We start from the raw sequence: 23,436 nt of genomic DNA, 5'->3' as shown, positions 1-23,436 counted from the left end.
GCCGCCGTGGCCTTGGTCGCGGCGGACTTCGCCGGAGCCTGGGCCGCCGCCTTCGTCGCGGTGGAACTCGCCGCCGTCGACTTCGCCGGCGTCGACTTCGCCGCCGTCGACTTCGCCGCGGTGGACTTCGCCGCGGTGGACTTCGCCGCGGTGGACTTTGCGGCCGTCGACTTCGCCGCCGTCGGCTTCGCCGCGGTGGACTTCGCCGCCGTGGACTTGGCCGCGGTGGTCTTGGTGGCCGCCGCCTTCGCGGGGGCCTTCGTCGCCGTGGCCTTGGTCGCGGTCGACTTCGCCGGGGTGGCCTTCGCGGCGGCCTTGGCCGGGGCCGCGGTCTTCGCCGCGGTGGCCTTCGCCGTCGTCTTTGCCGGGGCCGACTTCGCCGCCGCCTTGGTCGCCGTCGCCTTCGTCGCCGCCTTGGTGGCCGTGGCCTTCGTCGCGGCCTTCGTCGCCGTCGCCTTGGTCGCGGTGGACTTGGCCGCCGTCGACTTCGCCGCCGCCTTCGTCGCCGTCGTCTTGGCCGGGGCTGCCTTCGCCGCCGCCTTCGTGGCCGCCGACTTGGCCGGGGTGGCCTTCGCCGTGGTCTTGGCCGGCGCGGCCTTCGTGGCCGCCTTGGTCGCCGCGGCCTTGGTCGCCGTCGCCTTGGTCGCCGACTTCGCCGGGGCCGCCTTCGCGGCCGCCTTCGTCGCCGTGGCCTTGGCGGCCGTGGACTTGGCGGCCGCCTTCGTGGCCGTCGCCTTGGTCGCGGTCGCCTTCGTGGCCGACTTGGCGGGGGTCGCCTTGGTCGCGGCCTTGGTCGCGGTGGCCTTGGTCGCCGACTTCGCCGGGGTGGCCTTCGTCGCCGTGGTCTTCTTCGCCGCCGTCGACTTCGCCGCGGCCTTGGCGGGGGCCGCCTTCGACGCCGCCGTCTTCTTCGCGGCCGTCGCCGACTTGGCCGGGGCCGTGGCCTTCGTAGCCGCCGTCGTCTTCTTCGCGGCCGTGGCCGACTTCGCCGGGGCCGTGGCCTTCGACGCCGCCGTCTTCTTCGCCGGGGTCGCCTTCGACGCCGCGGTCTTCTTGGCCGCCGCCGTCGCCGTGGTCTTCTTCGCCGCCGTCGACTTCGAAGCAGCCGCCGTCGACTTCGAAGCGGCCGCGGTCGGCTTGGAAGCCGCCGTGGTCTTCGTGGCCGCCGTCGTCGCCTTCGACGCCGCGGTCTTCTTCGCCGCCGCCGGGGTGGCCGACTTCGCCGCCGCCGTGGTCTTGCGGGCCGCCGGGGTGGCCGACGTGGCCGCCGCCGTGGTCTTGCGGGCCGCCGGGGTGGCGGACTTCGCCGCCGCCGTCTTCTTGGCCGCCGGGGTCGCCGACTTCGCAGCCGTCGACTTGGCGGGCGTGGACTTCGACGCCGCCGGGGTCGCCGCCTTGGAGGCCGCCGCGGTCCTGCGGGCCGCCGGGGTCGCCGACTTCGGCGCCGCGGTCTTGCCGGCCGCGGGGGTTGCCGTCTTCGACGCCGCGGTCTTGCCGGCCGCCGGGGTCGCCGACTTCGGCGCCGCGGTCTTGCCGGCCGCGGGGGTTGCCGTCTTCGACGCCGCGGTCTTGCGGGCCGCCGGGGTGGCCGTCTTCGACGCAGCCGAAGCCGAGGCCGCCGGGGTGGCCGCCTTGGAAGCCGTCTTCGACGAAGCCGAAGCCGCCGGGGTCGCCGACTTGGCGGCCGTCCTGGACGAAGAAGCCTTGACGGTCGTCGACGAAGCGGCCGGGGTTGCCGTCTTCGTCGCCGTCGACTTCGACGCGCGGGGCTTGGTGGCCGTCGCCGAGGCGGCCGAGGGCTCGGCGGTGGCGGCGGGAGTCACCGCCGCGGTCGTCGAGCGACGGGTGGAGCTTGCCGCGACCGTCCTGCGGGCCCTGGCGGGGGCCGAGTCGGTCGTAGCGGGGGCCGAGGCCGCCGCGGTCGTCGCGGCCGCGCGCGCTGCGGCCGATCTCGTGGTGGCCTTCTTAGCTGCGGCCATCGTGGTCCTCCTGGAGGAGTTCTCCCGCGTCCTGCGGGATGTTCGCGGTTGGGTTGTGCGGTTGGTCGGGTTGTGCGGCCGGGTGGCCCGGGCGGTTCGCGGTCGCCCCGTGCGCCGGCGTCTTGCTAGTGCTTGCCTTCCCACCGTTCGTCTTCTGCGTCCCACGCCTCGTTGCGCTCGTGGACTTTGTCGAGGGCCCGTTCGGCTTCTGACGCCGAATCATAGGGGCCGAGGCGATCCATCCCCGGACACATGTTGGCCTCGGACTCGACCCTGTGGTGAGAAAGGCACCAGTAGTACCGCTCAGCACCGCTGCTGCTCATGACATCACTGTGCACCGCAAATGAAACACGCGCCACCGAAACCGGCAAATAGCTGGTTCAGATTCCACAGTAGACGCAACCGGCCGACACCGGTCGCCGACACGCGCGCGGTGGGAAAAGGGCCGCCTATGGCCGCCAATGCCGATGCCGAATCCCTTGCGGTACAAGCGATCGGCGATCATGGCGGGGCGTGCAATTCCCACCGCGGACCGGGAGTTCGACGGCCGGCGTGTGGCCACGATCACCCGAGGGTGAGCCGAACGGAGGAAACACATTCGGGTCATCCGGTCGACCCGCCCGACCTCGTTTGGAGGCGAACCAAGGCATCGTCCATGGTGGACAGCTCCCCCCGGCGTCCGCGACGATGCGGCCCATGCCCCCCGTCCTGCTCTGCATCGCCGGCTCCGCCGACCCCGCCGGCGTGGGCCCGGCACCTGACCGGCGGGCGCGCCGAGCGCACCGCCGGCGGGGGCCCGCTGCTGGTGTACGACACCCCGGAAACGGCGATCGGGGACGCCACCGCCTATCTGCGCGCCCGCGCGCTGACCTTCGTGAAGTTCGGCCTGCACGTCGGCGGACCGCCCGATGCCGCCGTCGCGCAGCGGCTGGCCGACAGCGCGGCGCCCCGCACGCTGTGGCTGTCGGAGGCGGTCCGCGAGCGGCTGGCCGAGGGTGCCGTCTCACTCGAGGCCGTCGACCTGGGGTACCAAATCAGACCCTGACGGCGCTGCGGGACAATCGGCGGGTGAGCCTACATGCCGATGACCTGCCGGACGTCCTCGCCGTCACGCCGCCGACCACGCCGCCGGACGCCTCGCTGCGCCCGCCCGGCTCGAAGAGCATCACCAACCGCGCGCTGATCTGCGCGGCGCTCGCGCCCGGGCGCAGCACGCTGACGGGGATGCTGTTCGCCGACGACACCCGCGCGATGCTGGGCGCGGTCGAGGCGCTGGGCGCGGGCGTGACCGTGGACGAGGACGCGCTCACGGTCCTCGTCGACGGCATCGACCCGCGGACCGCGACCGGCGAGGTCAGCCTCGACGCGCGCCAGTCCGGCACCACCGGCCGGTTCGTGCTGCCGGCCGCGGCGCTGCGGCCGGCGCGCGGCATCGTCGACGGCAGCCCGCAGCTGCGCGCCCGGCCGTTCGCCGCGCTCGTGGACGCGCTGCGCGAGCTCGGCGCGACGGTCGAGGACCTGGGCCAGCCCGGGTACCTCCCCGTCGCCGTGACCGGTCCGGTGGCCGGCGGCAAGGTGGCGCTGCCCGGGCACATCTCCAGCCAGTACCTCTCCGGCCTGCTCATGGCCGGCCCGCTCATGTCCGAAGGGCTCACGGTCGAGCTCACCTCGCCGCTGGTGTCGGTCCCCTACGTCGAGTCCACGACGGCGGTCATGGCCGCGTTCGGCGTGACCGTGGAGGGGCTGACGGTGCAGCCAGGGGCGTACCGGCCGACGGCGTACGACATCGAGCCCGACGCCAGCGCCGCCTCCTACCCGCTCGCGGCCGCGGCCATCACCGGCGGCCGGGTCACCGTCGAGGGGCTGGGCACCCGCAGCCTGCAGGGCGACGTGCGCTTCGCCGACCTGCTCGAGCGCATGGGCGCGCGGGTCGAGCGGACCACCGACCACATCACCGTGACCGGCACCGGCGAGCTGCACGGCATCGACGTCGACATGGCCGACATCTCCGACACCGCGCAGACCCTCGCCGCGGTGGCCGTCTTCGCCGACTCCCCGACGCGGGTCACCGGCATCGGGTTCATCCGCCGCAAGGAGACCGACCGCGTCGCCGCGGTCGTGACCGAGCTGCGCCGGGCCGGCATCGACGCCGTCGAGGACGAGGACGGGTTCACCATCAACCCCGGCCGCCCGGCGCCGACGGTCTTCGAGACGTACGACGACCACCGCATGGCGATGAGCATGGCGCTGCTCGGCCTGCGGGCGCCGGGCGTGCAGATCCGCAACCCGCGCTGCGTGGCGAAGACCTACCCGGCGTACTTCGCCGACCTGGCCCGCCTGGCGCGGCAGGGATAGCACACCACGAGGGCACGCCGGGCGGACCGTCCACCGGGCCCGCCCGACGTGCGCCCGACGACCGAGGATGTGACCGCATGGCACCCCGCCCGCACGACGAGCGCGTGGCCGACACGCTGCGCCGGCTCCGCGAGGACGTCGACGCGTGGGTCGCGACGGCGGCGCCGGGCGGGTCGCCGTACCTGGTGCCGCTGTCGTTCCTGTGGGACGGCGAGACGCTGCTGCTGTCGACGGCGGCGCGCACGCCCACCGCGCGCAACCTCGTCGCGGCGCCGGAGGTGCGCATCGGCGTCGGGCCGACCCGCGACGTGGTGCTCATCCACGGCTCGGTCACGGTGCTCAGACCGGACGAGCTGTCGGCGGCCGAGGGCGACGCCTTCGCCGAGAAGACCGGGTTCGATCCGCGGACGTTGCGGGACTACCTGTACTTCCGCGTCCGCCCGCTCCGGGTCCAGGCCTGGCGCGAGGTGGACGAGCTGCCGGGCCGCGACATCGTGATTTAGACGGGGTCGAAGCGCAGGGCCTCCCAGCTGCCCGCGGCGGTGCCGGTGGCCTTCATCATGCGGTACGACAGGCCGGTGTAGTCGACGCGGCAGGTGAAGTACGTGCCCTTGGACGGGTTGCGCAGGTAGTACCGGCCGTTGTCGGTCCACACGTCGAAGGTCTCCCACACGTCGACCCACTGCCCGCGCCCGCGCAGCATGCCGCGGGCGTTGCCGGTGAAGTTGTACTCGGCGGTGACGAGGTAGCCGGAGGGGGCGGTGAGGTACACGGTGTGCCCGCTGTCGGCGGAGCACAGCTCGAACACCTCCCAGGAGCCGACCTGAGCGGCCGGCGTCCGGGCGCGGAGCATGTTCTGCTGGTCGCCGTCGAAGCCCTGCTCCTCGGCCACGTAGCGGCCGGCGGCGTAGCTCCAGATGCGGTACTTGCGGCAGTAGAACAGCCCGGGGACGGAGGTCGGGCTGGACGCCAGCGCCGCGTCGCGCACCGGCGCCGGCGTCGCGCCCGTCATGTCGATGTGGCCGGGCTCCGGCTGCCCGCCGCCGGCCACGGCGTGTACCACATCGAACTCCCCGGCCCGGGCCGCGGCGAACGGTGTGATGACGACGGCCGCGACCACGGCGGCGGCCATGACGACGAGACTCCTGCGCACGGCCGAAATGCTCCGGCCACGCATCGAGGCCGGTCAAGCCGCCAAAGCGGATCTTAAACCTGCCTTGAGCCCCGCTTCGCCACCTGTCCGGCGCGCGGCCGGGCCGGGTCGTCACGTGGACCAGCTGTAGACCCACAGCCCGATCGCCAGCACGGCGCAGGAGCCAACGAGGGCCAGGAGGAAGGCGAGCAGCAGCACCGGAACGCCGATGCTCATGATCGAGCTGAGCCGCGGAGTGCTCCACAGCGGCAACGGTGGCCGGTCCTGCCCACCCGCCGGGTCCCAGGCACCCTCGGCTTGCGCGCCGGTCTCGTCGTCCTCTGGTGGCTGCCGCACGCTGTGCACCGTACGCAGAGCCGATCTCCGAACGGACTCGCTCACGACGCAAGTCGGCGTGATCAGGGGGCGACGGACGAGTCGACCTGTACGCCGGGTTTTGTCCCGGCCTTGCGGGCCGGGGGCGGCCATCCATCTCGGCCTGACGTTGCCGCCAGGCTCTAGCGGTCTACCCGCAGGCTCGGGCGGGCCGCCCTCGAACGCCTGCGCAGGCCGGGCCTGTGGGCGCCGGCCCTTTTGACCTTGCTCCGGGTGGGGTTTACCGAGCCGCCCCGGTCGCCCGGGGCGCTGGTGGGCTCTTACCCCACCGTTTCACCCTTACCAGCTCGCGCTGGCGGTCTGCTTTCTGTGGCACTGTCCCGCGGGTCGCCCCGGGTTGCCGTTAGCAACCACCCTGCCCTGTGGAGCCCGGACGTTCCTCGGCGGCACCCGAAGGTGCCGACGCGGCCGCCCGGTCGACTCGTCCGTCGCGATGACTATGGTAGTCAGACCATGAACCTCGCCAACATCGCATTGCTCTCCGTTGCCGGGCTGACGGCGGGGACCGTCAACGCGATTGCGGGGGGCGGATCGCTCATCACGTTTCCGGCACTGATCGCGACCGGGTTGCCGCCCGTCGCCGCCAATGTCACGAACACAACCGCGGTGTTTCCGGGGTACGTCGCATCCGTCTACGGCAGCCGCACGGACCTCGGCGAGCTGGCGCATGAAGGGCAGCGGCGGCGGCTGCTGTGGAGCCTGGCGCCGACGTCCGTCGTCGCGGCCGCGCTCGGGTGCGCGCTGCTGCTGCTCACGCCGGCGGAGGCGTTCGAGATGGTGGTGCCGTTCCTGGTGCTGGGGGCCGCGGCGGTACTCGCGCTGCAGGACCGGCTGCGCCGGATCGTGGGGCATCCGCGGGCGATGTCGCGGCGGCGCCAGGCGCTGAGCCTGCACGGCATGGTGTTCGTCGGGTCGCTTTACGGCGGGTACTTCGGCGCCGCCCTCGGCGTCATGCTCGTCGCGGCGCTCGGGCTCGTGCTCGACGAGTCGATGGCCCGCGTCAGCGCGCTCAAGAACGTCATCTCGGCGATCGGCGGGCTGGTCGGCGTGCTCGCGTTCGGGTTGTTCGGGCCGGTCGACTGGGCCGATGTGGCGGTCGTGGCGCCGGCCGCGCTCGTCGGGGGGTACGCCGGCGCCCGGCTCGCCCGCAGGCTGCCGAGCGCCGTGCTCAAGGCCGTCATCGTGGTGTTCGGCACCGGGGTGGGGCTGGTGCTGCTGTACCGCGCCTTCTTCTAGGACAGGTGCGCCGTCTCGTTGACCGAGCGCACCGCCACTCCCCCGTCGGGCCAGGAGTCCACGACCGAGAGGCCGGCGGGGTCGAGGTACAGCCGGAAGAGGAACGAGTCGCTCGCGGCCAGGGCGTCGCGCAGCAGCAGCTTGATCGGCGTCACGTGGCTGACGACGACGATCTGCTTGCCCTCGTACCGCTCCTGCAGGGCCCGCACCGCCCGGCGCACCCGCATCGCCACCTGCTGGAACGACTCGCCGCCGGGCGGGGCGACCGCGGTCGAGGCGAGCCAGCGGTCCTGCTCGGGGCCGTAGCGGGAGCGGACCTCGCCGTACGTGAGGCCCTCCCACTCCCCGAAGTCGCACTCGATGAGGTCGTCCTCGATGTGGATCGGCAGGTCGCCGAGCGCGGCGGCGGTCTCCAGGCAGCGCTTCAGGGGCGAGCTGACGACGGCGGCGAGGTCCGGGGCGAGCTCGCGGACCCGGGCGGCGGCCCGTGCGGCCTGCGCGCGGCCGACGTCGGAGAGCGGGATGTCGCCGCGGCCGGAGTAGCGCTTCTCGGCCGTGTAGGGGGTCTCGCCGTGGCGCAGGACCACCATCCGCAGCGGCGAACCCGTGGACGGCGGCGACCAGGAGCGCTTTTCAGCACCCGTTCCGGACAAATCGGAAATGTCCGAAAGTTCGGAAACCTCCGAAGCAGCGGCGGCGCCGCGGGCAGCCGACACAGCGGAAGACGTCGCGCCGGAACGCGCCGCGGCAGAGGGCGCCGCACCAGAGGACGTCGCGCCGGAGGGCGCTGCGGTGGAGGACGGTGCGCCGGAAGGCGCCGCGCCGGAGGGCGCTGCGGTGGAGGACGGTGCGCCGGAAGGCGCCGCGGCGGAGGACGGTGCGCCGGAAGGCGCTACGGCAGAGGACGCTGAGCCGGAACGCGCTGCGGCGGAGGACGGTGCGGCGAGCGGACCGGACGCGGAAGGCGAAATGTCCGAAGTGGTCGAAGTGGCCGTCTTGCCGTCCATCGCGGCGTTGGCCAGGCGGTCCGCGTGCTTGTTCTGCTCGCGCGGGATCCACGAGAACCGCACCAGCGCGAACTCCGCCACCAGGCCCCGAGCCTCCTCGGCCAGCGGCCGCAGGCCGGGGTGCTTGACCTGCCAGCGGCCGGCCATCTGCTCGATGACCAGCTTCGAGTCCATGCGGACGTCGACCTCGTCGGCGCCCAGCTCCCGGGCCGCCCGCAGCCCGGCGATCAGGCCCGAGTACTCCGCGACGTTGTTCGTCGTCACGCCCAGCGCGCCGAGGCGCTCGGCCAGGACCGCGCCCGACTCGTCGCGGACGACGGCGCCGTAGCCGGCGGGGCCCGGGTTGCCCCGCGACCCGCCGTCGGCCTCGACGGACACCTTCATGCGGCTACAGCCCCGACTCGGCGGTGCGCACCAGGATGCGGCGGCACTCCTCGCAGCGCACGACCTCGTCCGGGGCCGCCGCCTTGACGCGGGCCCGGTCGCCCCCGGCGAGCTCGATGCGGCAGCCCTCGCAGCGGCCCTGGCGCAGCATCGCGGCGCCGATGCCGCCGCTGCTCTCGCGGATCTTGTCGTAGAGGCCGACGAGGTCGGCGGGCAGGTCGGCGGCGAGCGGGCGGCGGCCGGCCCGGCGGAACTCCTCGTCCTTGGCGATGCCGGCGAGGGCGTCGTCGCGGCGGCGCTCCGCCTCGGCGCGGGTGGCGCGGCGCGACTCCAGGGACGCGACGACCTCGTCGAGGGCGGCCTGCGCGGTCTCGCGCTGCTCCATGAGCTCGAGCTCGGCGTCCTCGAGCTCGGACTGGCGCCGGTTGAGCGTGGCGATCTCGTGCTGGAGGGCCTCGAGCTCGCGGGCCGGGCCGGTGCCGGCGTCGAGGCGGGCCTGGTCCTTGTCCTTGCGCGCCCGGACCTGCTCGGCGTCGCGCTCGAGCCGCTCGATGTCGCGGTCGAGGTCGTCGACGGCCACCTGCGCGCGGACCCGGTTGTCCTCCAGCGCGGACAGCTCGCGGGCCAGCTTGTCGAGCTCGGCGTGCTCGGGCAGGGCCTTGCGCTTGTGCGCGAGCTGCGTCAGCGCGATGTCGATCGCCTGCAGGTCGAGCAGCCGGCGCTGCGCTTCCGGATCGGCCTTCACGAGTGGTTACCCTCCAACAGCACCCAGGGTGAGGTGTCCACATCGGACACCAAGGTCTTCACGCCCGCCTCGGCGCGCAGGAACGCCGCGACGTCGTCCAGCCACGGCCGCTCCGACGCCCAGTGCGAGACGTCGACGAGGGCCGGGCCGCCGCCGGCGAGATGCTCCTGCGCCGGGTGGTGGCGCAGATCCGCGGTCAAGTATGCGTCAACGGCCGCCCGCGCCGCGTCGGTCAGGAACGCGTCGCCGGCGCCGCCCGAAACCGCGACCGTGGCCACGGTGGCGGCCGGGTCGCCGGCCGCCCGCACGGCGGTCTTCGGCAGGCGCGCGGCGGCGTGCGCGGCGAACGCGGCGAGGCTCATCGGCTCCGGCAGGCTCCCGATGCGGCCGTGCCCGCGCTCGGGGGCGCGCGGGTCGGGCCGCAGTGGGCGGACGCCGGTCAGGCCGAGGGCCGCCGCCAGGGCGTCGGACACGCCCGGGTTGGCGACGTCGCCGTTGGTGTGCGCGGTGTACAGCGCGATGCCGGACCGGATCATGCGGTGCACGATCCGGCCCTTGTACGTCGTCGGCGCGACGCTCGACACCCCGCGCAGCAGCAGCGGGTGGTGGGTGAAGACGAACTGGGCGCCGGCCGCCTCGGCCTCGTCGACGACCGCGGGGTCGCAGTCGACGGCGAGCAGCACCGTGTCGACCTCCGCGCCCGGCTCACCGAGGACCCAGCCGACGCGGTCCCAGTCCTCGGCCCACTCGGTGGGGTACCGCTGCTGCAACAGCTCTATGAGGTCGGCGACGCGCACGGCGTAACGTTAGTCCACCGCGCCTCCGTCGGCGATGCGTTGGGCCTGCAGGGAAGGGTGCTGGTCGAGGGCGTCCAGCGGCAGGTGCCACGGGAACTCCGTGCGGGTCTCGCCCACGCCGGGCTGGTGCAGCTCGAGGACGTCGTCGCCGTAGAGGACGGTGACGCCCCAGGACCGCAGCCGCTCGATCGACTCGCCGAAGGCGGGATGGGCGGCCATGGCGCGGTTGGTGTACGGCAGGGCGACGATCGGCAGGCCCAGGCCGAGCCCCTCGACGATGAGGCCGAGGGCCAGCGTGTCGGCGATGCCGGCCGACCACTTGTTGACGGTGTTGACGGTTGCCGGTGCCACGATCATCGCGTCGGCGGTCGGCAGGATGTCGGGCTCGCCGGGGTACTTGAAGTGGTGCCGCACCGGGTGGCCCGTCTGGTTGACGAGCGTGGGAATGTCGAGCCACTTGAGGGCGTCCGGCGTGGCGACCACGCAGACGTCCCAGCCCCGCTGCTGCGCGAGCGAGACCAGTTTGCCAACGCCCTGGGTGGCCGGTGAGCCGCACACGATGGCGTACAGGACAGGTCCGGACATGCCGGCATTGTGCCTTGTCGCTAAACGCCCACGCTCATGTGTTCGGCGAGTTCCGCCACCGGGGCCGGCGGGGCGCCTCGCGTGCGGCGCAGGACGTCGCTGAGCACCTCCCGCGCGAGCGGGCGGCAGCGGATCTCCGAGGGCGCCAGCCGGTCGCCCTCGAGCAGCATGTCGCTGGCGGTCTCGATGTCGCCGATGAGCGCCCGGGCGCGCGCCTGGTCCAGGTAGTGGTGCGCGCGACGCTCCGGCAGCAGGGCGTGAAAACCTTCAAGATCCAGATTTTCGTGTACCTCCACCGCCATCCGCCCCTCGCCCAGCTCGACGGCGGCGGCGGCCCGGTGCAGCGCGACGTTCGTCGGGCCGAAGCACGACCAGTAGTAGTTGGCGTCGCCGTCCAGGCCGTTGGCCGCCTCCTCGGCGCCGGCCAGCAGGTCGCGCACGGTTGCGCTGTCCCCGATCCGCGCGGCGGCCATGGCGCCCTGCAGCAGCAGCTGCCCGTAGACGGAGAGGCGCTCGGGGGTGGTGTCGTTGCCGTTGGTACCCGGGGCGAGCCGGTTGGCGATGTTGACGTTGATCTCCAGGGCCGGCCGGGCGCGCCCGAGCGCCAGCAGCGCGCAGGCCACCCGCACGGTGGCGGAGCCGGCCAGCAGCTGGTCGTTGGCGCGCTGGGACACGGCGATGGAGCGGTCCGCGGCCAGCCACGACAGCTCGTGCTCGCCGAGCTTGCGCAGGGCGGACGAGGCGATCTGGTACACCTGCCCGAGCAGGTGCGCGGCCTCCTGCGCCTGCGGGCCGTCGCTGTAGGCGGTGTCGGCGGCCTGCGCCTCGCGCAGCAGGCGGGGCAGCGTGCGGGCCAGCATGCCGTACTTCGCGTGCTGGTAGCTCATCCACGCGTGGGTGACAGCCTTGCGCATCTCCGGCAGCGGCGGCGGCTCGGGCGGGGCGTAGAAGAACGCGCTGATCTGGTCGTAGCGCTCCAGCGCCGCGCGGATCTCCTCGACCTCGACCTGGTCGACGCAGTTGACGCTGTCCGGGCGCCGCTCGGGGTCGCGACCGAGCAGGATCTGCACGTCCAGTTGCAGTACGTCGGCGATCTCGTACACCACCGAGAACTTGTCCAGCCGGCGTACGCCGCGCTCGACCTTGTCGACCCAGCTCTTCGACTTGCCGAGCCGGTCCGCGAAGACCTGCTGCGACATCTTGCGCCGGTTCCGCCAGTACGCAACCCGGCGGCCGATGGGCAACTCATCCACGTCGCTCACCTCCGGAGGTCACCCGGGTGGTCGACATCGCACGATTTGTGCGGTTCATCCCGGACACCTGCTCATACGTTCCAATGTGCAAGTTGCAGCCCCCGTCGCTAAGGCAAACGACGCACATGGCGTGCGGTAACGCGACGTGGTCCTGTGCGCACTTTCGAGTGATCACACCTGGCAGGAGACGGTCATGCTCTCGTGGGAACGGTCGCGACTCCGCAAGGCCGCCGTCCGGTACGCCGCGCACGGCTGGCCGGTGCGCCCGGGCGCCTTCCCGGTCGGCCGCCACGCGGGCCGGCACTCGCAGCAGCGGCGCTTCGACTGCGGTACGCCGGGCTGCCCCACCGTCGCGTGCCACCCGACGGGCCTTCCGGTCACCTTCGGCGAGGCCGCGGTGGCCGCCCTGTGGCAGGAGCACCCGTACACGGTCCTGCTCCCCACCGGCTACGCCTTCGACGTGCTGGAGGTCCCCGCCGCCCTGGGCCGGGCCGCGCTGCTCGGCGACGGCTTCGTGGCCGCCCGGGGCCCGGTCGCGGTGGCCCCCGGCGAGCGCTGGCTGTTCCTGGTGCAGCCCGGTCATGGCGTACTCCCGGAGCTCGCCAACCATCCCGGCGTCCTCCTGCACGGCCAGGACTCGTGGGTCGCGGCCCCGCCCAGCTCCCAGCTCGGCGGCCGGGTGCGCTGGGAGCTCCCGCCGGAGCTGCACGCCTGGAAGCCGGCCGAGCCGTATGCTGTGCAGGCCCTCATGCTGGACGCCATCGGCGCCGGACCACTGGTCACGGCGGGCCGGCGCACAGCCTGGCGCACAGCGGCCTGATAGCGTCGAGATCACAGGTACTGGCTCCCCACGGAAACATTCACGTGCAGAATTCGTGCCGGTGCCCAAAGTAGCGAGCTGCTAGCCCTACGTCGACCCTCGCAATCTGAACGAAGTACTCAAGGATGACATGGGTACCTACTCATCGTTCGAATTTGATCTACTCCATTGATCACGCTGAACCCAAACGGGTGATAAAGCCAGCCCGTAGGGGTCCTTGACTCCGGAACGTTCGCGACCCACTTTCCGTCGCGACCCTCCGGACAAATTTCCGGGCGGCTCGACCGCGCCCACCAGGTCCAGGGCATCTCAACCCACCACGCTCCGGGACCAGGCCGGGTCACCAGCTTTTGGCCCGGGCTCACCGTCACCCCATTGACCCCGCGGCGCACTTCTGACACAAAAGCCCCAGGCCGCGACATGATCATCTCCGCATATCGCACGAGCGCCGGCATATTCGCCAAGATCACAGCGATCGCCGAGCCTGTCGCTGATCTCGTCGAAACGGATTTATGGCCCGTCGGGAGAAAAGTCCGAAAAGTCGTGGCGCGCCAGCGCCCGACTTTTCGTGTTCACAGCGGGCTGGCACGACGAAGGGGGCCGCGAAACGCGGCCCCCTTCGTTGTTGACTGTCGCGCTGCGGGCTACGAGTCGCCGCCGGTCTCGCCGACCGGGGCGGCGTTCACGTCGTCGATCGCGTACTTCTTCGCGGCGTCCGCCGGGGCCGACGCCGGGACCTCGCCGCGGCGGGCCAGCTGGCGCAGCGTCGCCACCACGATCGACTCGGCGTCGACGTGGAAGTGGCGGCGCAGGGCGTGGCGGGTGTCCGAGAGGCCGAAGCCGTCCGTGCCCAGCGACGTGTAGTCGTTCGGCACCCAGCGGGCGATCAGGTCCGGCACCGCGCGCATGAAGTCGCTGACCGCGATGACCGGGCCCGTGGTGTCCTGCAGGACGCGGGTCACGTACGGGATCTCGGGCTCGTCGGCCGGGTGGAGCAGGTTGTGCTCCTCGGCGCGGACCGCGTCGCGGCGCAGCTCCGTCCACGAGGTCGCCGACCACACGTCGGCGGCCACGCCCCACTCCTCGGCCAACAGCTTCTGGGCCTTCAGGGCCCACTGCATGCCCGTGCCCGACGCCAGCAGCTGCGCCTTCGGGCCCTCCGCGATCGGGGCCGGGAGGTAGCGGTACAGGCCGCGGAGCAGGCCCTCGACGTCGACGTTCTCGGGCTCGGCCGGCTGGTAGATCGGCTCGTTGTAGACCGTCATGTAGTAGATGAGATCCTCGGGGGTCTCGCCGTACATGCGGTTGACCGCGTTCTCGGTGATGTGCGCGATCTCGAACGCGAACGCGGGGTCGTACGCCACGACGGCCGGGTTGGTCGCCGCGATGAGCAGCGAGTGGCCGTCCTCGTGCTGCAGGCCCTCGCCGTTGAGCGTGGTGCGGCCGGCCGTGGCGCCCAGCAGGAAGCCGCGGGACATCTGGTCGGCGGCCGCCCAGATCCCGTCGGCGGTGCGCTGGAAGCCGAACATCGAGTAGAAGATGTACACCGGGATGATCGGCTGCCCGTGCGTCGCGTAGCTGGTCGCGGCCGCGGTGAACGAGGCGACCGAGCCGGCCTCGTTGATGCCCTCGTGCAGGATCTGGCCCGAGGTCGACTCGCGGTAGGACAGGAACAGCTCGCGGTCGACCGGCGTGTAGTTCTGGCCGTGCGGCGAGTAGATCTTCGCCGTCGGGAACAGCGAGTCCATGCCGAACGTGCGGGCCTCGTCGGGGATGACCGGCACCCAGCGCTTGCCCATGCCCTTGTCGCGCATCAGGTCCTTGAGCATGCGCACGAAGGCCATCGTGGTGGCGACCTTCTGCTTGCCCGAGCCGCGCTTGATGTCGCCGTAGACCGAGCTCTCCGGCAGCTGCAGCGGGATGTGCGTGGTGCGCCGCTCGGGCACCGCGCCGCCGAGCGCGCGCCGGCGCTCGAACATGTACTGCATCTCCTCGGACTTCTCGTCCGGGCGGTAGTACGGCACCGCGTACGGGTTGTCGCCGATCGCGCTGTCGGGGATGTCGAGGTACAGCCGGTCCCGGAAGTCCTTGACGTCCTGCAGGGTCAGCTTCTTCATCTGGTGGGTGGCGTTGCGGCCCTCGAAGTGGGAGCCCAGCGTCCAGCCCTTGATGGTCTTGGCCAGGATGACCGTCGGCTGCCCGGTGTGCTCGGTGGCCGCCTTGTACGCCGCGTAGAGCTTGCGGTAGTCGTGCCCGCCCCGCTTGAGGTTCCAGATCTCGTCGTCGGAGAGGTGCTCGACCATCTTGCGGGTGCGCGGGTCGCGGCCGAAGAAGTGCTCGCGGACGTAGGCGCCGGACTCGGCCTTGTACGTCTGGTAGTCGCCGTCGGGCGTGACGTTCATCAGGTTGACCAGCGCGCCGTCCGTGTCGGCGGCCAGCAGCGGGTCCCACTCGCGGCCCCAGACCACCTTGATGACGTTCCAGCCGGCGCCGCGGAAGAACGCCTCGAGCTCCTGCATGACCTTGCCGTTGCCGCGGACCGGGCCGTCGAGGCGCTGCAGGTTGCAGTTGATCACGAAGGTGAGGTTGTCGAGCTCCTCGCGGGCCGCGACGCCGATCGCGCCGATCGACTCGGGCTCGTCCATCTCGCCGTCGCCGAGGAACGCCCATACGTGCTGGTCGCTGGTGTCCTTGAAGCCCCGGTTGTGCAAGTACCGGTTGAAGCGGGCCTGGTAGATGGCGTTGATGCCGCCGAGGCCCATCGAGACCGTCGGGAACTCCCAGAAGCCCGGCATGAGCCGCGGGTGCGGGTAGCTGGGCAGGCCGCCGCCGAGGCCGCGGTGCGACAGCTCCTGACGGAAGCCGTCGAGCTGCTGCTCGCTGAGCCGGCCCTCCATGAAGGCGCGCGCGTACATGCCCGGGGAGGCGTGGCCCTGGAAGAAGACCTGGTCGCCGCCGCCGGCGTGGTCCTTGCCCCGGAAGAAGTGGTTGAAGCCGACCTCGTAGAGGCTCGCGGCGCTCGCGAACGTCGAGATGTGGCCGCCGACGCCCACGTCGGGGCGCTGCGCGCGCTGCACGAGCATGGCCGCGTTCCAGCGGATGTACGCCCGGATGCGCCGCTCGATGTGCTCATTGCCGGGGAACCACGGCTCCCGCTCCGGCGGAATGGTGTTGATGTAGTCGGTCGTGGTGAGCGGCGGGACGCCGACCTGTCGCTCCCGCGCGCGCTCCAGCAGCCGCAGCATCACGTAACGGGCGCGCTTCGTGCCGCGCTCGTCGATGACGCCGTCCAGCGACTCGACCCACTCGGTGGTCTCCTCAGGGTCGATGTCCGGCAACTGGCTCGGTAGGCCGTCGCTGATCACCGGGCGCTTGCGTTCGGTGGACACAGGCGTTCCTTCTGGGTACTAGCGACCGGCTGGTTGCTCGGCGGGACGCGTCGGGCGCTACGACCGGTCTGGGTGGCCTCGGGGTGTGGCTCGATGGTTCATTGGCACAGCTGTTTGAGGCGCTGCTTGAGCCCATGTCCATCCTGCCTGGCTTCGGTGCCGTCCGTCACGCCTACGGGACGCCAAGTGCGACGCTCGACACGATACCCGCGGGTAACTTCTGTGGCGTTTCGCTATTGACGCAGACGTGACTCTCCGAGTATCCCAGGCGCCGAACTGGGCTACGGTGCGGCCCGTGGCCGACAACTCTTCCTGGTGGCTGCTGCTGCCCTGCGGCATCGTCACACTGTCCCTGACCATCGTGATCACCGCGATCGTGACGGTCTTCCGCCGGGCCGTCCGCCCGGCCATGAACATTCGCCGCAATCCGGGACAATTCGGTACAACAACATCGTACAGCGGCAGCCCGCTGGACCCGAACTGGACCCCGGACCAGAACCCGGCGGCCCCGCCGCCGCACGATTCGGGCCACTCCTCGCACCACCACTGGGAGAGCCACGGCCACACGATCCACCACCACGACTCCGGTTCGTCGTCCTCCAGCGACTCCGGTTCGTCGTCGTGGGGCGATTCGGGGTCGTCGCATCACCACCATTCGGACTGAAACTGCAAGACTGTGGCGATGCGCACCGAGGTGATCACGGTCCGGACCGGCTCGCGGCCGGTCGTGCGGGACATCACGGACGAGGCCGCGCGGTTCGTCGCCGGCCAGGGCGACGGGCTGCTGCACGTCTTCGTCCCGCACGCCACGGCCGGCGTCGCCATCATCGAGACCGGCGCCGGCAGCGACGACGACCTGCTGCGCGCCCTCGACGACGTCCTGCCGGCCGACGGTCGCTGGACCCACCGGCACGGTTCGCCGGGGCACGGGCGGGACCACGTGATGCCGGCCTTCGTCGCGCCGTACGCCACCCTGCCCGTCGTCGACGGCCGCATCGCGCTGGGCACGTGGCAGTCGGTGTGCCTGGTGGACCCGAACGGCGACAACGCCACACGCCAGGTCCGCTTCAGTTTCATATCGGGATGACAAGGTCGTACCGGGATTGACAAGCTTGATGTCCGTGAGGATGAGTTGTGATTGAGCGCCGCGTCGCCGTCGTGTTCCTCGTCGACCCCGAGGGACGCCTGCTCATGCAGCACCGCGACCAGCACGCCAAGGTGTCGCCCAACCAGTGGGCGCTGCCCGGCGGCAAGATCGAGGACGGCGAGTCGCCGGAGGAGGCGGCCCGCCGCGAGGTCCGCGAGGAGACCGGGCTGGACGCGGGGCCCATCTCGGCGTACCTCGTCAGCACCCGGCCGTCGGTGACCACCGTCGACGGCGAGGTCGAGATGCACGTCTTCTACGGGCCGACCGAGGCCACCCAGGACGAGGTGGTGCTCGGCGAGGGCCAGGCCATGGTGTTCCTCACACCCGAGGAGGCGCTCGCGCGCGACCTCGGCGTCACCGCGGCCCTGCTGCTGCCGAAGTTCCTCGCCTCCGAGGAGTACCGAAACCTGGCCGGGCGGGCCCGGAACTAGCCGGCGGGTGCCCTCGGGTGGCATCCGATGACCGTTTTCGGCCATGCTGTCGAGCGTGACCACCCCTCAGGATCTCGACGAGCGGTTCCGTGCCGAGCTCGCCGGGCTCGTCGCCGCCGCGGCCAAGCGGGACCTCGACGAGCCCGTCCGCGAGGACACCGCGCTGACCGGGGAGCAGGCGCGCGCGCTCTACGACGCCCAGTCGACCAGCCGCCACCTCGACCTGGCCGCCCGCTGGCTGCGCGGATTCGACGCCGGGTTCTACACGATCGGCTCGTCCGGCCACGAGGGGAACGCCGCGGTCGCGGCGGCGCTGCGCCCGACCGACCCGGCCCTGCTGCACTACCGCTCCGGCGGCTTCTACTGCATGCGCGGCGCCCAGGTGGCCGGCAGCGACCCGATCCGAGACGTGCTGCGCGGCGTGGTCGCCTCGGCCAAGGAGCCGATCGCCGGCGGCCGGCACAAGGTCTTCGGCCACGCCGACCTGCACGTGATCCCGACCACGTCGACGATCGCGTCGCACCTGCCCCGGGCCGTCGGCGTCGCCTACGCCCTGGGCCGCGGCAAGCGGCTCACCCCGCCCGGCGGCGGGCACGGCTGGCCGCCGGACGCGCTCGTCGTGTGCACGTTCGGCGACGCCTCGATCAACCATGCCGCCGCCACCGCCGCGTTCAACACCGCCGGCTGGTGCGACCACATCGGGCTCAAGCTGCCGCTGCTGTTCGTCTGCGAGGACAACGGCCTGGGCATCAGCGTCCGCTCCCCCGAGGGCTGGGTCGCCGCCGCCCTGTCGAGCCGGCCCGGCCTGCGCTACTACGCCGCCGACGGCTGCGACGCGGCGGCCACCTACGACCGGGCCGCGGAGGCGGCGGCCTGGGTCCGGCGGTACCGGCGGCCGGCCGTGCTGCACCTGAGCACCGTCCGGCTGATGGGCCACGCCGGGGCCGACGCCGAGATGGCGTACCGCTCACCGGTCGAGATCGCCGCCGAGCTGGCCCGCGACCCGCTCGTGCGCACGGCCCGGCTGCTGGCCGGGGCCGGCGTGGCGAGCCCGGCCGAGCTCATGACCCGCTACGACGAGATCGGCTGGGAGGTGCGCCGCATCGCCGAGGAGGTCCTCGCCGAGCCGAAGCTGGGCAGCGCCTCCGAGGTCACCGCGCCCCTGGCCCCGCGCCGGCCGGTGCGGGTCTCCCGGGCCGTCGCCGACGCCGCCGCGCACCTGGCCGTCGACGAGCCCGCCGAGGACCTCGACGGCGAGCTGGACGACGACCTGGAGTTCACCCCGGCCGTGCCCTCCGGGCCGCCCGTCACCGCCGGAGCGCCGCTGTGGGCCCCCTCCGGGGCCGCGTCCCCGGCCGCGCTCGCCCCGGCCGGCGTGGACGAAGACGAGGACGAGGACGACTGGCCCGAGCCGGCCGCCGTCGAGCCGGACCCGGAGCCCGAGCCGGAGCCGGTGTCGGCGCCCGAGCCCGCGCCGGTCGAACGGCCCGTCTCCGGCACGCCGCGCAGCACCGGCAACGCCCACCTGGTGACCCGGGCTGAGGCGTTCGCCGGGAAGTTACCCGAGCGGGCCGGCCCGCTCACCCTCGCCCAGACGATCAACGCCACCCTGACGGACGCGATGCTGGCGTACCCCCAGATGCTCGTCTTCGGCGAGGACGTCGCGGCGAAGGGCGGCGTCTACGGGGTCACCAAGGGCCTGCGGGACCGTTTCGGCGGCACCCGCGTGTTCGACACCCTTCTCGACGAGACCAGCATCCTGGGCCTCGGGCTCGGCGCGGGCCTGGCCGGGATGCTGCCGGTCCCCGAGATCCAGTACCTCGCCTACCTGCACAACGCCGAGGACCAGCTGCGCGGCGAGGCCGCCACCATGCAGTTCTTCTCGCAGGGGGCGTTCCACAACCCGATGGTGGTGCGCGTCGCCGGCCTGGCCTACCAGCTCGGCTTCGGCGGGCACTTCCACAACGACAACGGCCTGGCCGTGCTGCGCGACATCCCGGGCCTGGTCGTGGCCGCCCCGAGCCGGGCCGAGGACGCCGCGCCGATGCTGCGCACGTGCCTGGCCAGCGCCATCGTCGACGGCAGCGTCTGCGTCTTCCTCGAGCCGATCGCGCTGTACCACACCCGGGACCTGCACACCGAGAACGACAACTGGTGGGTGTCGGACTACGCGCCGCCCAGCGAGTGGCCGGCCATCCATGTGCCGATCGGGCGCGCCCGGGCGTACAGCAACGGCCCGAACGACGACCTCACCATCATCACGTTCGGCAACGGGGTCCGGCTCTCGCTGCGCGCGGCCGCCCGCCTGACCGCCGAGGGCGTGCACTGCCGGGTGGTCGACCTGCGCTGGCTGTCGCCCCTTCCGGTGGGTGACATCATCAAGAACGCCTCCGACACCGGCCGGGTGCTCATCGTCGACGAGACCCGCCGCTCCGGCGGCGTCGGCGAGGGGGTGATCGCCGCCCTGGTCGACGCCGGATACGTCGGCGTCGCCCGCCGGGTGGCGGCGGTGGACTCGTTCGTGCCGCTCGGGCCGGCCGCCAACCACGTCCTCGTCTCGGAGGAACAGGTCATCCAGGGCGCGAGATCACTGCTCGCCCGGTAGCTTTGACCGATAGTTTTTCGATCGCATCGGTGCGCCACTTGCGTTGACGGCCCGTACTGTGTGGACTACGCGCTTAGAGGTTGGAACACGCGCTTAACAAGTGGTTGTTGCGACAGGAGGCAGTGGACAGTGAACGCGACCGCGGGTCAGGCCGAGGTGAAGAGCCTGGCGGACCGGTTCGGCGTCGAACCGGGCATGGTCGTTATGGAGATGGGGTACGACGACGACGTCGACCAGGATCTCCGCGACGTCCTGATCGACCGGTGCGGGGACCTGGTTGACGAAGAGACCGACGAGGTCGTCGACGTGGTGCTGCTCTGGTGGCGCGACGAGGACGGCGACCTGGTCGAGACGCTCATCGACGCGCTCGGCCCGCTGGCGGACAACGGCGTGGTGTGGTTGCTGACGCCCAAGGCCGGCCGTCCCGGGCACGTCGAGCCGAGCGAGATCAACGAGTCGGCTCCCACTGCGGGGTTGCAGCAGACCTCCACGGTCAACGCGGGCAAGGACTGGACCGCGGCGCGCCTGGTGGCGCCGCGCGCCGCTCGCTCCCGCCGCTAGCCAGCTCCGTGGCCTTTCGCCGGCCGCGCCCCTGACTCAGGCGCGGCCCGCATCCTCCTGTGCCCGCTCAGGCCGTCGGCTGGGGCGTGACCTTCTTCGAGGGCGTCGTCGACGGGCTGCCGGACCACCAGCCCGAGGTCGAGGTCGACGGATTGGGCTTCTTCGTGGTCTGCGCCGACCCCGGCTGCCAGTCGCCCGGCATGAACACGCGCACCTGCGAGAAGCTCGCGTCCGCCGTCTGGTCGGCCAGCGCGAACGCGCCCAGGTCCACCTTGCCGTTGTGGATCACCGAGTCGGTGACCGGGCCGAACTGCATGCCGTTGACGTACGCCGTGAGCTGGTCGCCCTGGATCTTGAACGCCACGTAGGGGTCGCCGGTGGCCCGGATCGACCACTCCTTGAGCAGCGAGTCCGGCCCCGGCGCCTTGTTGCCCAGGCGGTACATCCGCAGGTAGCCGTCGGCGCAGTACCCGAGCGTGTAGCCCCGGTCCCCCGTACGCAGCCACATGCCCGCACAGCCGGCGGCCGCGTGCACCTTGGCCTCGATGCTGCCGTCGCCCATCGGCACGTCCAGCGGCGCCTTGAGCGTGCACCCGGTCAGGGCCGGGGCGGCGTCGGTGCTGACCCGCAGGCGGTCCTTGTTGGCGTCGCAGCGGCCGCCCTCGGACTCGGCCTGCGACTTCCACAGCTGGTCGACCCCGCCGAGCTCCGGATCGCGCCAGCCGTTGGGCACCCACGCGGGCTCGGTCTCCCGGCCGTACGTGGGGATGACCTGCGGCTGGCCGCTCGCCGCGGTGTCCTGCGAGGTCGTCGACCCGGCGCCGGCCTGGTTGCCGTCGCCCTTGTCGCGGTTGGAGAACACCACGTAACCGGCCAGCGCGAGCGCCAGCACCAGGATGCCCACCAGCAGCGGCACGGCGACGTTGCCCCGGCGCCGCGCGGGCGCCGGGGGCGCCTCCTCCCGCGGCGGGGGCGCGTACACCGTCCGCTGGGCCGCCGGCGACACGTACACCTGCGGCGGGGGTGCCGTCGGCATCGTCCGGGGCGGCGGGTTGCTGGGAGGCACGGGGCGGATCGGCTGGGTGGCCTGCGCGTCCGTACCGCGGGGCGGGCCGCCGGCCGGATAGTTGCCCGGCGGCACGGGGCTGACCGGCACGGCGCTGACCGGGCGCTGGGCGCCGGGCGGCGAGCTCACGGGCGGCGAGCTGACCGGGTAGGCGCCCTGGTTGAAGCCGGCCGGGCTGACCGGAACCCCGCTGGCGGGCGCACCGGAGACCGGCGCCTGCGGCTGCGCTCGCTGCGGCTGCTGCTGTTGCTGGAACGCCGCGGGGTTCTGCTGCTGGAACGCGGCCGGATTTTGCTGCTGCTGGAACGCCGCCGGGTTCTGCTGCTGCGGCCGCTGGAACGCTGCGGGGGGCTGGGCGGCCGCCGCGGCGACCCCTGGAGAGTTTTGCGGCTGCTGACCGTTTGCGGCGTTCTGCGGCCCGGGCGGTGTCGGGCTTGCGGCGTTCTGGGGCTGGTTGAGGCCGACCCAGGCGCGCAGGCTGCCCTCGGCGACCACGAGCTCGGGCTGCTCGATGATGGTCGGCGCGATGCCCAGCTCGCGCTGCAGCAGGGTGGCCACGAGCGGCACGCGGCTGGAGCCGCCCACCAGGAACAGCCCGGCGAGCTTCTCCTTGTCGATGTTGGCCCAGCGCATGACCGCGGACGTGGTGCGCACGGTCTGCTCGAGCAGCGACCGGGCCTTGTCCTCGAACTGGTCGCGCGTGACGCTGACGTCGGCGGCCGCGATCGGCACGTGCAGCGCCGCGACCGTGGTGCGCGACAGCATCTCCTTGGCGATGCGCGCGTCGTCCCACAGCATCCGGCGGTGCCGGCGGTCCTCGGTGCTCTGCGGCCCGTCCAGCCGGGCCCACACGGCCGGGTCCTCGATCTGCGTGCGCGCGTGCTCCACGATCAGCGCGTCGAGGTCGAGCCCGCCGAGGTCGTCGATCCCGTCGACGGCCCGCACGTCGAACCCGTCCCCCGACCGGCTGACCAGGCTGGCGTCGAAGGTGCCGCCCCCGAAGTCGTAGACGAGGAGGCCCTGGTCGGCGGCGAGCGGCTTTTGCAGTACACCCGCGAAATAGTGCGCGGCGGCGACCGGCTCGGGCATGAGCGCCGGCTGCGGCAACCCGGCGAGCTTCGCCCCCTCCACCAGCGCGAGCCGCCGGGACACGCCCCACGCGGCCGGGTGGGTCAGCGTGAGCTCCGCCACCGGCCCGCCCGCGACCCGGGTCGCCTCCTGCGCGACGTGCGTGAGCACCGCCCCGATCAGCACGGGAACGGTGACCTCACGATCGCCGAGCAGCACGGTCCCGTCGTCGATGCGCCGCTTCGGGCTGCCTTCGAACCGCGCCGGGTCGACCCGCGCGGCATGCACGGCATCCCGCCCGACCAGCAACGATCCGTCTGTCTGGGCGAACACGGCGGACGGCAGCAGCGGCGATCCGTCGAACAACAACGGCCGGACCCTCCCGTCCGGCCACGCGAGAAGCGCCACGGTGTGGGAGGTCCCGAAGTCGATGCCGAGACGAGGCCCTGCTGCCATGCGGGCGAGTGTAGGCCCCCGGTA

Annotated in this window: 20 protein-coding genes and 1 other RNA gene; 11 read left to right on the top strand and 10 right to left on the bottom strand. The window is 72.5% G+C overall.

Going from position 1 to position 23,436, the window contains the following annotated elements; translation table 11 throughout:
* Nucleotides 1-120: 120 nt before the first annotated feature.
* The 4 genes from ACQEVU_RS02960 (at nucleotide 121) to ACQEVU_RS02945 (ending at nucleotide 4,837) form a co-directional block, all read left to right on the top strand.
* Nucleotides 121-2,304, top strand: a complete 2,184-nt coding sequence (locus ACQEVU_RS02960; RefSeq protein ID WP_433320127.1) for a hypothetical protein — start codon at nucleotides 121-123, stop codon at nucleotides 2,302-2,304.
* A gap of 480 nt (nucleotides 2,305-2,784) precedes the next feature.
* Entirely contained in the window at nucleotides 2,785-3,024 is a 240-nt protein-coding gene (locus ACQEVU_RS02955) for a hypothetical protein (protein WP_433320124.1), read from the top strand.
* Nucleotides 3,025-3,047: 23 nt separating this feature from the next.
* A complete protein-coding gene (aroA, locus tag ACQEVU_RS02950; RefSeq protein ID WP_433320121.1) occupies nucleotides 3,048-4,334 on the top strand; it encodes a 3-phosphoshikimate 1-carboxyvinyltransferase in 1,287 nt (428 codons plus the stop codon).
* Between the two features lie 77 nt (nucleotides 4,335-4,411).
* Nucleotides 4,412-4,837, top strand: a complete 426-nt coding sequence (locus ACQEVU_RS02945; protein ID WP_433320118.1) for a pyridoxamine 5'-phosphate oxidase family protein — start codon at nucleotides 4,412-4,414, stop codon at nucleotides 4,835-4,837.
* Here the strand turns inward: ACQEVU_RS02945 and ACQEVU_RS02940 are convergent.
* From ACQEVU_RS02940 to rnpB, 3 genes are all read right to left on the bottom strand, one after another.
* The gene (locus ACQEVU_RS02940) at nucleotides 4,834-5,487 is read right to left on the bottom strand and encodes a fascin domain-containing protein (RefSeq protein ID WP_433320115.1); all 654 of its coding nucleotides are present in this window, start codon (nucleotides 5,485-5,487) and stop codon (nucleotides 4,834-4,836) included. The two genes, ACQEVU_RS02945 and ACQEVU_RS02940, sit on opposite strands and share 4 nt — an antisense overlap.
* 111 nt (nucleotides 5,488-5,598) lie before the next feature.
* Nucleotides 5,599-5,823 carry a hypothetical protein gene (locus ACQEVU_RS02935; protein WP_433320112.1) on the bottom strand — a complete coding sequence of 75 codons (225 nt, stop codon included), beginning with the start codon at nucleotides 5,821-5,823 and terminating at the stop codon, nucleotides 5,599-5,601.
* A gap of 73 nt (nucleotides 5,824-5,896) precedes the next feature.
* An RNA gene (rnpB, locus tag ACQEVU_RS02930) (RNase P RNA component class A) lies at nucleotides 5,897-6,286 on the bottom strand.
* A 29-nt stretch (nucleotides 6,287-6,315) separates the two neighbouring features.
* On the opposite strand from rnpB, the gene ACQEVU_RS02925 reads away from it, so the two are divergent.
* Nucleotides 6,316-7,098 (top strand): sulfite exporter TauE/SafE family protein, encoded by a 783-nt coding sequence (locus ACQEVU_RS02925; protein WP_433320109.1) that lies wholly within the window; start codon nucleotides 6,316-6,318, stop codon nucleotides 7,096-7,098.
* Here the strand turns inward: ACQEVU_RS02925 and ACQEVU_RS02920 are convergent.
* The 5 genes from ACQEVU_RS02920 to ACQEVU_RS02900 are packed head-to-tail and all read right to left on the bottom strand — an operon-like array spanning nucleotide 7,095 to nucleotide 11,869.
* Nucleotides 7,095-8,489 (bottom strand): bifunctional RNase H/acid phosphatase, encoded by a 1,395-nt coding sequence (locus tag ACQEVU_RS02920; RefSeq protein ID WP_433320106.1) that lies wholly within the window; start codon nucleotides 8,487-8,489, stop codon nucleotides 7,095-7,097. The two genes, ACQEVU_RS02925 and ACQEVU_RS02920, sit on opposite strands and share 4 nt — an antisense overlap.
* A 4-nt stretch (nucleotides 8,490-8,493) precedes the next feature.
* Nucleotides 8,494-9,234, bottom strand: coding sequence for a zinc ribbon domain-containing protein (locus ACQEVU_RS02915; protein WP_433320103.1), 741 nt, complete (start codon nucleotides 9,232-9,234; stop codon nucleotides 8,494-8,496).
* The gene (locus ACQEVU_RS02910) at nucleotides 9,231-10,031 is read right to left on the bottom strand and encodes a Nif3-like dinuclear metal center hexameric protein (RefSeq protein WP_433320100.1); all 801 of its coding nucleotides are present in this window, start codon (nucleotides 10,029-10,031) and stop codon (nucleotides 9,231-9,233) included. Before ACQEVU_RS02910 ends, ACQEVU_RS02915 begins: the two co-directional genes overlap by 4 nt.
* 9 nt (nucleotides 10,032-10,040) lie before the next feature.
* Nucleotides 10,041-10,616 (bottom strand): flavoprotein, encoded by a 576-nt coding sequence (locus tag ACQEVU_RS02905; protein WP_433320097.1) that lies wholly within the window; start codon nucleotides 10,614-10,616, stop codon nucleotides 10,041-10,043.
* Between the two features lie 20 nt (nucleotides 10,617-10,636).
* Nucleotides 10,637-11,869, bottom strand: a complete 1,233-nt coding sequence (locus tag ACQEVU_RS02900) for a helix-turn-helix domain-containing protein (RefSeq protein WP_433320094.1) — start codon at nucleotides 11,867-11,869, stop codon at nucleotides 10,637-10,639.
* A gap of 193 nt (nucleotides 11,870-12,062) precedes the next feature.
* Between ACQEVU_RS02900 and ACQEVU_RS02895 the strand changes: the two genes are divergently transcribed.
* Entirely contained in the window at nucleotides 12,063-12,689 is a 627-nt protein-coding gene (locus ACQEVU_RS02895; protein ID WP_433320091.1) for a bifunctional DNA primase/polymerase, read from the top strand.
* Between the two features lie 644 nt (nucleotides 12,690-13,333).
* Here the strand turns inward: ACQEVU_RS02895 and aceE are convergent.
* On the bottom strand, nucleotides 13,334-16,078 hold the full coding sequence (aceE, locus tag ACQEVU_RS02890) for a pyruvate dehydrogenase (acetyl-transferring), homodimeric type (RefSeq protein ID WP_433320088.1): 2,745 nt from the start codon (nucleotides 16,076-16,078) through the stop codon (nucleotides 13,334-13,336).
* A 295-nt stretch (nucleotides 16,079-16,373) separates the two neighbouring features.
* Between aceE and ACQEVU_RS02885 the strand changes: the two genes are divergently transcribed.
* From ACQEVU_RS02885 to ACQEVU_RS02865, 5 genes are all read left to right on the top strand, one after another.
* Nucleotides 16,374-16,742, top strand: coding sequence for a hypothetical protein (locus ACQEVU_RS02885; protein ID WP_433320085.1), 369 nt, complete (start codon nucleotides 16,374-16,376; stop codon nucleotides 16,740-16,742).
* Between the two features lie 18 nt (nucleotides 16,743-16,760).
* A complete protein-coding gene (locus tag ACQEVU_RS02880) occupies nucleotides 16,761-17,165 on the top strand; it encodes a secondary thiamine-phosphate synthase enzyme YjbQ (RefSeq protein WP_433320082.1) in 405 nt (134 codons plus the stop codon).
* Nucleotides 17,166-17,212: 47 nt separating this feature from the next.
* Nucleotides 17,213-17,656 carry an NUDIX hydrolase gene (locus ACQEVU_RS02875; RefSeq protein WP_433320079.1) on the top strand — a complete coding sequence of 148 codons (444 nt, stop codon included), beginning with the start codon at nucleotides 17,213-17,215 and terminating at the stop codon, nucleotides 17,654-17,656.
* Nucleotides 17,657-17,699: 43 nt separating this feature from the next.
* Nucleotides 17,700-20,261, top strand: coding sequence for a thiamine pyrophosphate-dependent enzyme (locus tag ACQEVU_RS02870; protein WP_433320076.1), 2,562 nt, complete (start codon nucleotides 17,700-17,702; stop codon nucleotides 20,259-20,261).
* A gap of 129 nt (nucleotides 20,262-20,390) precedes the next feature.
* Nucleotides 20,391-20,822: a DUF3052 domain-containing protein gene (locus ACQEVU_RS02865; protein WP_190257925.1), complete on the top strand. Its 432-nt coding sequence runs from the start codon at nucleotides 20,391-20,393 to the stop codon at nucleotides 20,820-20,822.
* Between the two features lie 67 nt (nucleotides 20,823-20,889).
* Here ACQEVU_RS02865 and ACQEVU_RS02860 read toward each other — a convergent pair whose 3' ends face one another.
* Nucleotides 20,890-23,412, bottom strand: a complete 2,523-nt coding sequence (locus ACQEVU_RS02860) for an Hsp70 family protein (protein WP_433320072.1) — start codon at nucleotides 23,410-23,412, stop codon at nucleotides 20,890-20,892.
* Nucleotides 23,413-23,436: the final 24 nt, after the last annotated feature.

Source organism: Dactylosporangium sp. CA-139066 (genome assembly GCF_050936175.1).
GTDB lineage: Bacteria > Actinomycetota > Actinomycetes > Mycobacteriales > Micromonosporaceae > Dactylosporangium.
Note: the sequence above shows the minus strand (reverse complement) of the source record. Positions and strands in the feature narration are given on the sequence as shown.

What these genes read in the sequence shown, in the direction of transcription:
- ACQEVU_RS02945 (WP_433320118.1), top strand. Translation starts at nt 4,412, where the DNA reads ATGGCACCCCGCCCGCACGACGAGCGCGTGGCCGACACGCTGCGCCGG.
- ACQEVU_RS02925 (WP_433320109.1), top strand. Translation starts at nt 6,316, where the DNA reads ATGAACCTCGCCAACATCGCATTGCTCTCCGTTGCCGGGCTGACGGCG.
- ACQEVU_RS02920 (WP_433320106.1), bottom strand. Translation starts at nt 8,489, where the DNA reads ATGAAGGTGTCCGTCGAGGCCGACGGCGGGTCGCGGGGCAACCCGGGC.
- ACQEVU_RS02905 (WP_433320097.1), bottom strand. Translation starts at nt 10,616, where the DNA reads ATGTCCGGACCTGTCCTGTACGCCATCGTGTGCGGCTCACCGGCCACC.
- ACQEVU_RS02895 (WP_433320091.1), top strand. Translation starts at nt 12,063, where the DNA reads ATGCTCTCGTGGGAACGGTCGCGACTCCGCAAGGCCGCCGTCCGGTAC.
- ACQEVU_RS02880 (WP_433320082.1), top strand. Translation starts at nt 16,761, where the DNA reads ATGCGCACCGAGGTGATCACGGTCCGGACCGGCTCGCGGCCGGTCGTG.
- ACQEVU_RS02870 (WP_433320076.1), top strand. Translation starts at nt 17,700, where the DNA reads ATGCTGTCGAGCGTGACCACCCCTCAGGATCTCGACGAGCGGTTCCGT.
- ACQEVU_RS02860 (WP_433320072.1), bottom strand. Translation starts at nt 23,412, where the DNA reads ATGGCAGCAGGGCCTCGTCTCGGCATCGACTTCGGGACCTCCCACACC.